Genomic DNA, 10,157 nt, shown 5'->3' with positions numbered 1-10,157 from the left:
CGAGCCAGAATTTTTGTCAGGCCGGTGCCGCCCATAAGGCGATCAAGACCCAATTTTGCAAGTAACTTGGAGAGCAGGGTATCTAGCAGTTTGGCAACCACGAAGCCCAGCAATACGACAACCAACGCCCCAAAAAGATTCGGGATGAAGTTAGCAATTTTAGTCCACAAGGCAGTCATTGCCGTAACCAAGCTCTGGGTCCAGAGATCAAGTTCCATGTTCAATCAGCCTTATCAGCAGGGCGAGCAGCAGGTTTGCGCCGCGAAACGGGCGCAATATGGGCCGAACCGCTATTCAATGCAATCATCAGCGCTTGCATCCAACGACCTGGTAAGCCGAAAAGATCGCCCGCTCCAACCTGCCGGTTAGCGGTTTTCAGTACTCGGCCCAAACACGCATCATCGTCTCGCGTGGACGAAGGCGTTTTGAGCATTTCACGTAGCGACTGTTCAAACGGATCGTGCATAAGCACCTCTCGGTATGTCAGTGAAAGACGCAAGCAACTTAAATCGGGTCACATGCCAGCCGTACTCAAAGCCACTGCAAGCGTCGATAGAACCACCACTGAGCCACTGCAATCACCACCATCAGGCCGCAGATAACGGCAAAACCCCAGGAATTATTAGAGAAAGGCACGCCGCCCACATTGATCCCGAGCAAGCCGGTGAGAAATGTGATCGGCAAAAAGATTCCGGTGATCACTCCAAAGCGATACATGATGCGGCTCATGCGTTCGCTCATACGCCGGTCTACGGCCTCAAGTACCAGCCCCACGCGCTCTCGCGTCAACTCTAGCTCTTCTAAATAGCGCGTCAGGCTGTTGTTGAGTTCGTTCCAGTAATCCAGCACATCACTGCTAAACCACGGTAATTTTATGCGCGTTAACTGCCCAAAAATATCCCGTTGCGGTGCAAGAAAACGTCTTAAGGCAGCTGCTCTTCGACGAATCGGCAAAATAGCGCCATGCTCCGGCGTATACCGTTCGTCGGCATCTATTTTATCTTCTTCGTTATCGACGATTTCTGACAGCTCGCCGATCAAATCTTGGACTTTCAATGTCAGGTATTGAGCTAGATAGAGGATCAATTCAGCCGGGTTTTTCGGACCATCGCCCTGCTCAAAATCACTGAGCATTTCGTCAATGGCGCGCAGCGGCCGAAAACGCAGCGAGATTACCCGTTGCGAGCTGCCAAAGATTCGCAGTGACACCATGTCTTCGGGTTCGGCACCTGGATTGAGGTTTACCCCGCGTAAAAACAGCAGCAGTTCGTTGTTAGGCAACGTTAATAGGCGTGGCCTGGTATTTTCTTCGAGCAACAAGTCACAACTGAAATCGTTTAAGCCGCTGGATTTACGCAGCCAGTTCTGGGCTTGCGGATGGCTTCGATCCCAATGTAACCAAAGGCTTTCGTGAGGCTGCAGTTCAAGAGTGTCTAGGTCTGTACGGGCGAGATGGCGAGCACCGCCTTCACCGTCCAACAGCAGGGCATAAACCAGCCCCCACTGCGCGTTATCTTCCTCTAGCATCCGGGTTCCTTGTGATTAGAGCGTTAAACGTTTGCCCTGAATCACGTCGGGATTTTCAGAGCAGAAGGCGAAATGATAACGCCGTTGTTATCGGCATAAATGAATTCTCCGGGACGAAAGGTGACACCTGCAAACGTGACCGGCACATTCAGATCACCAATACCGCGCTTGTCCGTTTTCAACGGGTGACTGGCCAATGCTTGAACTCCCACGTCCGTTTGCGCAATCACATCAACATCACGGATACAGCCGTAAATGACCAAACCTTCCCAGCCATTTTTGGCCGCCTTTTCAGCCAGCATATCCCCCAACAACGCCCGACGCAGAGAGCCGCCACCATCGACCACCAGCACTTTGCCATTGCCCTTTAACTCAACCTGCTCTTTGACCAACGAGTTGTCTTCAAAACACTTGATGGTCACGATCTCGCCACCAAAAGAGTCACGCCCCCCGAAGTTGCTGAACATAGGCTCTAGCACTTGCACCAAGTCTGGGTAGGCATCGCACAAATCGGGAGTGATGTAGTGATTCATAAACTAGCTCCTTTTAGGGTGGGCGCAGCAGGATAAAATCGACAGCACTACTGTTATAGACGTTTTGATGAACCCTAGGCTCTGAGCGAACTCACTGGCAAGCCATTAGCATAAAGTGACCAAAAGAGCCTTTAACGTCACATAGTAGCCGCAAGCAGTTGCGCCTAAAACCCCAAAAAGCTTATGGATGTGCGCCGTTAAGGCACCTCAGCATTCATCAACCAGTTTTGAACCAACGGCCACACCTCGTGTTGAGCCTCCGGACTCGCCAGCATTTCTGCGTGTCCAAAGTCAGAGCTGAACCCTTGCTCACGCCCCAAACACACGAACTTACGTTGCGCGGCACCCAGTTGCTCATACAATTTGCGACAAGCCCACTCCGGCGTTAGGCGATCACCCGCTGCGGCGACCAGCAAAACCGGCAATTGAACCTCCGCCAAACCTGCCCACCAATCGCGGTCTGCGTCTTTAAAACGGCCCATTAAGCCATTCCAGCGCAAGCTCTCAAGCGCAATGCTGACAGGCTCATCCTCTGGCCCACGCTTAAGTCGTGTGCCTGACAGCTGAGCAAAACGTTTTAACAACAAATACGCCCCCCATTGCACCGGCGGGATTTTCAACGACCAGTAGCGACGATTGATCTGACAGCCAAAAAACGCCGCCGAGCGCACCTGCGCAGCCTCTAGATACTGACCGCCCAAGGCTGCTGCCAAAGTGATTGCGCCTTGTGAATGACCGATCCAATGCGGGATTTGGCCGCTTTGCTCTCGCACAAAGGCCCCAATGGCTGGCAAATCGTAGCGCGCATAGTCCGCTACACGATTTTTACTCCAGTGGATATTGCGCGAAGACAAGCCATGGCCGCGCATTTCAGGCAGCCACACATCAAAGCCGGCGCGCGCCAAAAAAGCCCCCAGGCCCACACCTTTAGGCGAGTACCAGAAACGTCGATTGGAAAAACTGCCGTGCAATAGAATGACCGGCACCCCGCGCACTTGGCTGGCATCTGCCAACCCCAGGCGGGTCACCACCAACTCCACAGATACATCCGGGCTATTAGCGGGCTTTAAGCGATATACGTCTTCGCTCAGGTCACCCCGACGCTCAGCGCTAATCAGGGCAACGGGAAAAAGATGACTGCTGCTTTGCATAATGCTCTTGCACAAAAAAGGGCGAATCCACACAGGAACTCGCCCTACCATTTTTAAAGAGCAGGGTCGCTCAGCGGCTTCCCGGCTCTTCTCTCAACGCATCAAGCGTGTGCTTGACCTTCAGCCAGGAAGAACCAGGTTTCGAGTACGGTGTCTGGGTTCAGCGACACGCTTTCAATGCCCTGCTCCATCAGCCACAGCGCCAGATCCGGGTGATCGGATGGCCCTTGGCCGCAAATACCAATGTATTTGCCTGCTTTGTTGCACGCCTGAATGGCGTTAGACAGCAGCTTTTTAACGGCTGGGTTACGCTCGTCAAACAAATGAGCGATCACGCCGGAGTCGCGGTCCAGACCCAAAGTCAGTTGAGTCAGATCGTTGGAGCCGATCGAGAAACCGTCGAAGAACTCAAGGAACTCTTCAGCCAGAATCGCGTTGGACGGCAGCTCGCACATCATGATGATGCGCAGACCGTTTTCGCCACGCTTGAGGCCATTTTCAGCCAGCAAGTCGATCACTTGGCTCGCTTCGCCCAAGGTGCGTACGAACGGCACCATGATTTCGACGTTGGTAAAGCCCATGTCGTTGCGCACACGTTTGAGGGCGCGGCACTCAAGCTCGAAGCAATCGCGAAAGTTTTCGCTGATGTAACGCGAAGCTCCCCGGAAGCCCAGCATCGGGTTTTCTTCTTCCGGCTCGTACAGTTTGCCGCCGATCAGGTTGGCGTATTCATTGGACTTAAAGTCCGACAAACGCACGATCACCTTCTTCGGGGTAAATGCACCTGCCAGCGTACTGATGCCCTCAACCAGTTTGTCGACGTAGAAATCAACAGGGTCGCTGTAGCCCGCGATGCGCTTGTCGACACTGTCTTTGATTTCTTGTGGCAAACCGTCGTAGTTCAACAGTGCTTTAGGGTGCACGCCGATCATACGGTTGATGATGAACTCCAGACGGGCCAACCCGACACCGGCGTTTGGCAACTGCGCGAAGTCAAAGGCACGGTCCGGGTTACCGACGTTCATCATGATTTTGAACGGCAGTTCCGGCATGGCATCTACCGAGTTTTTCTTGATGTCAAAGCCCAGCTCACCTTCAAAAATGAAACCGGTATCGCCTTCAGCGCACGACACCGTGACGCCTTGGCCGTCTTTGAGCAATTGAGTGGCATTGCCACAGCCCACTACCGCTGGAATACCCAGCTCGCGCGCAATGATCGCAGCGTGACACGTGCGCCCACCGCGGTTGGTGACGATGGCGCTGGCGCGCTTCATGACCGGTTCCCAGTCCGGGTCTGTCATGTCCGATACCAACACGTCGCCCGGCTGGACTTTGTCCATTTCAGACACGTCTTTAATGATGCGAACCTTGCCCGCACCAATGCGCTGACCAATGGCGCGACCTTCAACCAGCACGGTGCCGGTTTCTTTGAGCAGGTAACGCTCCATGACATTAGCTTGGGTGCGGCTTTTCACGGTTTCAGGGCGGGCCTGAACGATGTACAGCTTGCCGTCATCGCCATCTTTAGCCCACTCGATGTCCATCGGGCACTTGTAGTGCTTCTCGATGATCATCGCTTGCTTGGCCAATTCGTTAATTTCGGCGTCGGACAAACAGAAACGCTCGCGATCGGCCTTCTCTACGTCGATTACCTTGACCGATTTACCGGCCTTGGCCTCTTCGCCGTAGATCATCTTGATTGCTTGAAAACCACCGCGTCACGGAAGCCGGATTCTGTGTCCAAGGTGAACATCACACCCGCTGTACCGGTTTCGGAGCGCACCATGCGCTGCACGCCAGCCGACAGGGCTACCAGTTTGTGGTCAAAACCTTGGTGCACGCGGTAAGAAATCGCACGGTCATTGAACAAGGAGGCAAACACCTCTTTGGCCGCACGAATCACGTTTTCAACGCCACGGATGTTCAGGAAGGTTTCTTGCTGACCGGCAAATGAGGCGTCTGGCAAATCTTCGGCGGTGGCCGAAGAGCGTACGGCAACGGCCATGTCCGGGTTGCCTTGCGAGAGGGTCGCAAAGGCGGTACGGATTTGCTCGTTGAGCTTCTCAGGGAACTCAGCTTCCATGATCCATTGACGGATCTGGGCACCGGTCTTGGCCAAAGCGTTTACGTCATCAACATCCAGCGCGTCCAGCGCTGCATGGATCTGATCGTTCAAGCCGCTTAGCTCAAGAAAATCACGATATGCCTGGGAAGTCGTGGCGAAACCACCGGGAACAGAGACACCAGCGCCTGCAAGGTTGCTAATCATCTCGCCGAGGGATGCGTTCTTGCCCCCTACATGCTCCACATCATGGACGCCGAGCTTATCGAGGGAAACTACGTACTCTACCAAGGTGATCTCTCCACTAACTGTGTTGGAAAAGCTCAGGGCGCTGGAGACTCCTTCAATGGAGTCTCTCAGCGATTGTGGCCTGGACCTGGAAAATAAGTGACACTGCCTACCATTCTGGGCGACAAAATCGCGCCTATCATATCCAAGAATCGTCACCAGCTTAAGGCCCAAGGCGCAAATGAAACGATCTGCTTTTTTTATATCCGACGGCACCGGCATTACTGCCGAAACCCTAGGTCAAAGTTTGTTGGCACAATTTGAAAATGTGACCTTCAGCAAATTCACGCGCCCGTACATAGACAGCGTGGAAAAAGCGCGCGCAATGGTACAACAAATAGATAATGCCGCCGAAAAAGACGGCGTTCGTCCGATTATCTTTGACACCATCGTCAACCAAGATATTCGCGAAGTCTTAGCCACTGCCAATGGCTTCATGATCGACATTTTCTCCAGCTTCCTTGCGCCACTTGAGCAAGAACTGGCTGAACATTCGTCCTACTCAGTCGGTAAATCGCACTCTATCGGGCATAACTCTAATTACATGGAACGGATCGAGGCGGTTAACTTTGCCCTCGATAATGACGATGGCGCCCGCACTCATAAATACGACAAGGCCGACTTGATTCTGGTGGGCGTCTCACGCTGCGGTAAAACGCCTACCTGTTTATACATGGCCATGCAATTTGGCATTCGCGCGGCCAACTACCCACTGACCGAAGACGACATGGAAAGCCTTAAACTGCCCGCAGCCTTGCGCGCCCATAAACACAAACTGTTCGGCCTGACCATCGACCCTGATCGACTGACGGCGATTCGCAACGAGCGCAAGCCCAACAGCCGTTACTCCAGCTACGCCCAATGCGAATTTGAAGTTCGCGAGGTCGAAAGCCTGTTCCAGCGTGAAAACATCCCGCACATCAATTCCACCCACTTTTCGGTAGAAGAAATCTCGGCCAAGATTTTGGTCGAAAAAGGTGTAGAGCGACGCTTCAAGTAATGCCTCTTCCCGTTGGCTGCGATCCTTTGACCGTTTAAAAGACCGCAGCCTGCGACAGCTCATACGTCAGCGTTTCAACGTTTTAAATCACCCACAAATCAACAAAGGCATGCACCGGCGTTGCTTCAAGCGCTGCTTGGTCTTTGCACCGCTCAAAAATCTGTTTACAGCGCTGCCCCACAAAGCGCGTTGCTAAGTTGGCTTTGAATTTGTCTTCTAGCAATGGAATGCCCTCAGCCCGGCGCCGACGGTGACCTATCGGATACTCCACCACCACTTGCTCGGTGTGGGTTCCATCGTTGAAAAACACCTGAATGGCGTTGGCAATCGAACGTTTGTCGGCCTCCAAGTACTCGCGGGTGTAGCGCGGGTCTTCAACAATCACCATTTTCTCGCGCAACTCATCAATGATCGGATGCGCCGCGTGGAAGTCGTCTTCGTAGTGTTCAGCCACCAAATTGCCGAACGCCAGTGGCACGGCGGTCATGTATTGAAGGCAGTGATCACGGTCCGCAGCGTTGGCCAACTTACCCTGCTTGGAAATAATTCGAATAGCCGATTCGTGGGTTGTAATCACGATTTTGTCGATCTCATGCATACGCTCTTTCACCTGCGGATGCAGGCTCACAGCCGCCTCGCAGGCCGTTTGCGCATGAAACTCAGCAGGGAAACTGATCTTGAACAGGACGTTTTCCATGACATAGGTGCCGTAAGGCTGTGACAGACGGAACTGGCGTTGATCTTCAGGTTTTAGAGCCAGATCCTTATTGGTGTGACTAAACAACACATCGTAAAAGCCCCACTGCGGCGCCGTGAGTACGCCGGGGATGCCCATTTCGCCGCGTAGGGCAATATCCGCCAAACGCACGCCCCGGCTGGAGGCATCCCCCGCCGCCCATGATTTTCGCGATCCGGCATTCGGTGCATGCCGATATGTTCGTAACGCCTGACCATCAACAAACGCATGGGACAGCGCGGCCAGCAACTGCTCGCGGTCTGCGCCCATCAGCTTGGCGCAGACCGCCGTCGAAGCGACTTTCACCAGTAGCACATGGTCTAACCCGACACGGTTAAATGAGTTTTCTAGCGCGATTACGCCTTGGATCTCATGCGCCATGATCATCGCCTCCAGCACTGCTCGCACAGTCAACGGCGCTTCGCCATTGGCCACGCGGCGTTGTGACAGATGATCGGCCACCGCCAAAATCCCCCCCAAGTTATCCGAAGGATGCCCCCATTCGGCGGCCAACCATGTGTCGTTGTAATCCAACCAGCGCACGATACACCCTATGTCCCACGCGGCTTTCACTGGATCTAGACGATATGAGGTACCCGGAACTCGGGCACCAAAAGGCACCACAGTGCCCTCGACGATCGGCCCCAAGTGTTTGGTGCACTCAGGGAAACGCAGCGCCAGTAGCCCGCACCCTAAGGTGTCCATCAGGCAGTTACGGGCGGTGTCCAGTGCGTCTTGAGAGCTGATGCGGTACGTCAGGACGTAATCGGCAATGTCCTGCAAAACCTGGTCATAGTCGGGGCGGTTGTTGAGGTCGACGTTGGCGCTCATGGGTTGACTCCAATTAGGGTGAGTGAGTGTCGTGTTCCATCCTCGTGGTCAGGCTGGCAGGTCTGAATGCCTGCTCAATGTGTACGCACATCGTGGGGCCTGCCGCAGGCTGCGATCTTTTGATCTCTAGAAAGATCGCAGCCTGCGGTAGCGCCTACGTTTTTAAAACAAATCACCCGGTACCCGCACCCAGCCTTCCATTAAGACCCGCGCGCTGCGGCTCATGATGGCTTTGGTCACGGTCCAGTCGCCGTTCACCTGCTGTGCTTCGGCGCCTACACGCAAGGTGCCCGACGGATGACCAAAACGCACCGCGCTGCGCTGCTCGCCGCCCGCTGCTAGGTTAACCAACGTGCCAGGAATCGCTGCTGCGGTGCCTATCGCCACCGCAGCGGTGCCCATCATCGCGTGGTGCAATTTGCCCATCGACAACGCCCGCACTAATAAATCAACACTGTTGGCACTCACGGCCTTGCCGCTGGACGAGAGGTAATCCATAGGTTTGGCCACAAAGGCCACTTTGGGCGTGTGCTGGCGCTTCGCCGCATCTTGCACGTTATCAATCAGCCCCATGCGCAAGGCACCGTGGGCGCGAATGGTTTCAAACATAACCAAGGCTTTCGCATCACCGTTGATGTCGTTTTGCAGTTCAGCGCCGGTGTAGCCAATGTCGTGGGCATTGACGAAAATCGTCGGAATACCGGCATTGATCATGGTCACTTTCAAGTTGCCCACACCCGGCACGTTCAGGTCGTCTACCAAGTTACCGGTTGGGAACATTGAGCCGCCGGCGCCTTCTTCGTCCGCCGCCGGGTTGAGAAACTCAAGCTGAACCTCCGCTGCAGGAAACGTCACGCCATCAAGCTCGAAGTCGCCGGTTTCCTGCACTTCACCGTCAGTAATCGGTACGTGGGCGATGATGGTTTTACCGATGTTGGCCTGCCAAATGCGCACCACGGCGGTGCCGTTTTGCGGGATCCGACTCGGATCTACCAGCGCGCTGTTGATCGCGAACGAACCCACCGCAGCCGAGAGGTTGCCGCAGTTGCCGCTCCAGTCGACAAAGGGCTTGTCGATGGAGACTTGGCCAAACAAGTAATCGACATCATGGTCCGGGCGCAGACTTTTGCTGACGATCACGGTTTTGCTGGTGCTGGACGTGGCGGCGCCCATGCCGTCGATTTGCTTCTCGTATGGGTCTGGGCTACCGATAACGCGCAACAACAGCGCATCACGAGCCGCGCCCGGAACTTGGGCCACCTCAGGCAAGTCGAGCAGGCTGAAGAACACCCCTTTACTGGTACCGCCCCGCATATACGTGGCCGGGATTTTGATTTGCGCTGCATAAGCCATACATTGAATCCTGTCCTGTACCCTGAAGGAGCGAGCTTTTAAAAGATCGCTCCTACAGTGCGGTGGTTAAACGGTCGCCGATTCCAGAAAGTCCTGAGCAAAGCGCTGCAACACGCCGCCCGCTTCGTAGATCGACACTTCTTCAGCGGTATCAAGGCGGCAGGTCACTGGCACGTCGACGCGCTCGCCATTTTTACGGGTAATCACCAATGTCAGCGTCGCACGCGGAGTGCGCTCGCCCAGCACGTCGTAGGTTTCACTGCCATCAATGTGCAGGGTTTTGCGATTTGTACCCGGCATAAACTCCAGTGGCAGTACACCCATGCCCACCAAGTTAGTGCGGTGAATGCGCTCAAAACCTTCAGCCGCAATCGCTTCGACCCCAGCCAAACGCACGCCCTTAGCTGCCCAATCACGGGACGAGCCCTGACCGTAGTCGGCACCGGCAATGATGATCAGCGGCTGCTTGCGGTCCATGTAGGTTTCGATGGCTTCCCACATACGCATCACTTGACCTTCTGGCTCCAGACGGGTCAACGAGCCCTGCTTAACCTTGCCGTCCTCGATCACCATTTCGTTAAACAGCTTCGGGTTGGCGAAGGTTGCGCGTTGGGCCGTCAAGTGGTCACCGCGGTGCGTGGCATAGGAGTTGAAATCGACTTCCGGCAGGCCCATT

The 10,157-nt window shown here is 54.7% G+C and carries 8 protein-coding genes and 2 pseudogenes; 1 reads left to right on the top strand and 9 read right to left on the bottom strand.

Translation table 11 applies throughout. The annotated features are described in order from the left end of the window. From AQS70_RS04580 to ppsA, 6 genes and pseudogenes are all read right to left on the bottom strand, one after another. On the bottom strand, positions 1 to 218 hold a 218-nt coding region (locus AQS70_RS04580; protein WP_420912332.1), incomplete at its 3' end, for a mechanosensitive ion channel family protein. A 2-nt stretch (positions 219 to 220) separates the two neighbouring features. Further along, positions 221 to 466, bottom strand: coding sequence for a hypothetical protein (locus AQS70_RS04575; protein WP_055101734.1), 246 nt, complete (start codon positions 464 to 466; stop codon positions 221 to 223). A 65-nt stretch (positions 467 to 531) separates the two neighbouring features. Further along, positions 532 to 1,527, bottom strand: a complete 996-nt coding sequence (locus AQS70_RS04570; protein WP_055101733.1) for a CorA family divalent cation transporter — start codon at positions 1,525 to 1,527, stop codon at positions 532 to 534. A gap of 41 nt (positions 1,528 to 1,568) precedes the next feature. Then, complete coding sequence (gene rraA / locus AQS70_RS04565) at positions 1,569 to 2,060, bottom strand: ribonuclease E activity regulator RraA (RefSeq protein ID WP_055101732.1); 492 nt, start codon at positions 2,058 to 2,060, stop codon at positions 1,569 to 1,571. Positions 2,061 to 2,257: 197 nt separating this feature from the next. Beyond that, complete coding sequence (locus tag AQS70_RS04560) at positions 2,258 to 3,211, bottom strand: alpha/beta fold hydrolase (protein WP_055101731.1); 954 nt, start codon at positions 3,209 to 3,211, stop codon at positions 2,258 to 2,260. 101 nt (positions 3,212 to 3,312) lie between these two features. After that, positions 3,313 to 5,564, bottom strand: a pseudogene (gene ppsA, locus AQS70_RS04555) (phosphoenolpyruvate synthase). Positions 5,565 to 5,742: 178 nt separating this feature from the next. Between ppsA and ppsR the strand changes: the two are divergent. Further along, complete coding sequence (ppsR, locus tag AQS70_RS04550; RefSeq protein ID WP_048386835.1) at positions 5,743 to 6,561, top strand: posphoenolpyruvate synthetase regulatory kinase/phosphorylase PpsR; 819 nt, start codon at positions 5,743 to 5,745, stop codon at positions 6,559 to 6,561. Positions 6,562 to 6,643: 82 nt separating this feature from the next. Here the strand turns inward: ppsR and prpD are convergent, their stop codons facing one another. The 3 genes and pseudogenes from prpD to AQS70_RS04535 form a co-directional block, all read right to left on the bottom strand. Beyond that, positions 6,644 to 8,128 (bottom strand): 2-methylcitrate dehydratase, encoded by a 1,485-nt coding sequence (prpD, locus tag AQS70_RS04545; RefSeq protein WP_055101730.1) that lies wholly within the window; start codon positions 8,126 to 8,128, stop codon positions 6,644 to 6,646. A gap of 162 nt (positions 8,129 to 8,290) precedes the next feature. After that, positions 8,291 to 9,481 carry a 2-methylaconitate cis-trans isomerase PrpF gene (gene prpF / locus AQS70_RS04540; protein ID WP_055101729.1) on the bottom strand — a complete coding sequence of 397 codons (1,191 nt, stop codon included), beginning with the start codon at positions 9,479 to 9,481 and terminating at the stop codon, positions 8,291 to 8,293. 66 nt (positions 9,482 to 9,547) lie between these two features. Continuing rightward, positions 9,548 to 10,157 (bottom strand): annotated as a pseudogene (locus tag AQS70_RS04535) (Fe/S-dependent 2-methylisocitrate dehydratase AcnD); the annotation flags it as partial.

The organism is Pseudomonas endophytica, from assembly GCF_001411475.1.
GTDB lineage: Bacteria > Pseudomonadota > Gammaproteobacteria > Pseudomonadales > Pseudomonadaceae > Aquipseudomonas > Aquipseudomonas endophytica.
The sequence above is the reverse complement of the archived record's forward strand: the minus strand, read 5'-3'. Positions and strand labels throughout refer to the sequence as shown.

Coding starts and splice junctions, on each gene's coding strand:
- AQS70_RS04575 (WP_055101734.1), bottom strand. CDS start 466: ATGCACGATCCGTTTGAACAGTCGCTACGTGAAATGCTCAAAACGCCT.
- AQS70_RS04570 (WP_055101733.1), bottom strand. CDS start 1,527: ATGCTAGAGGAAGATAACGCGCAGTGGGGGCTGGTTTATGCCCTGCTG.
- rraA (WP_055101732.1), bottom strand. CDS start 2,060: ATGAATCACTACATCACTCCCGATTTGTGCGATGCCTACCCAGACTTG.
- AQS70_RS04560 (WP_055101731.1), bottom strand. CDS start 3,211: ATGCAAAGCAGCAGTCATCTTTTTCCCGTTGCCCTGATTAGCGCTGAG.
- ppsR (WP_048386835.1), top strand. CDS start 5,743: ATGAAACGATCTGCTTTTTTTATATCCGACGGCACCGGCATTACTGCC.
- prpD (WP_055101730.1), bottom strand. CDS start 8,128: ATGAGCGCCAACGTCGACCTCAACAACCGCCCCGACTATGACCAGGTT.
- prpF (WP_055101729.1), bottom strand. CDS start 9,481: ATGGCTTATGCAGCGCAAATCAAAATCCCGGCCACGTATATGCGGGGC.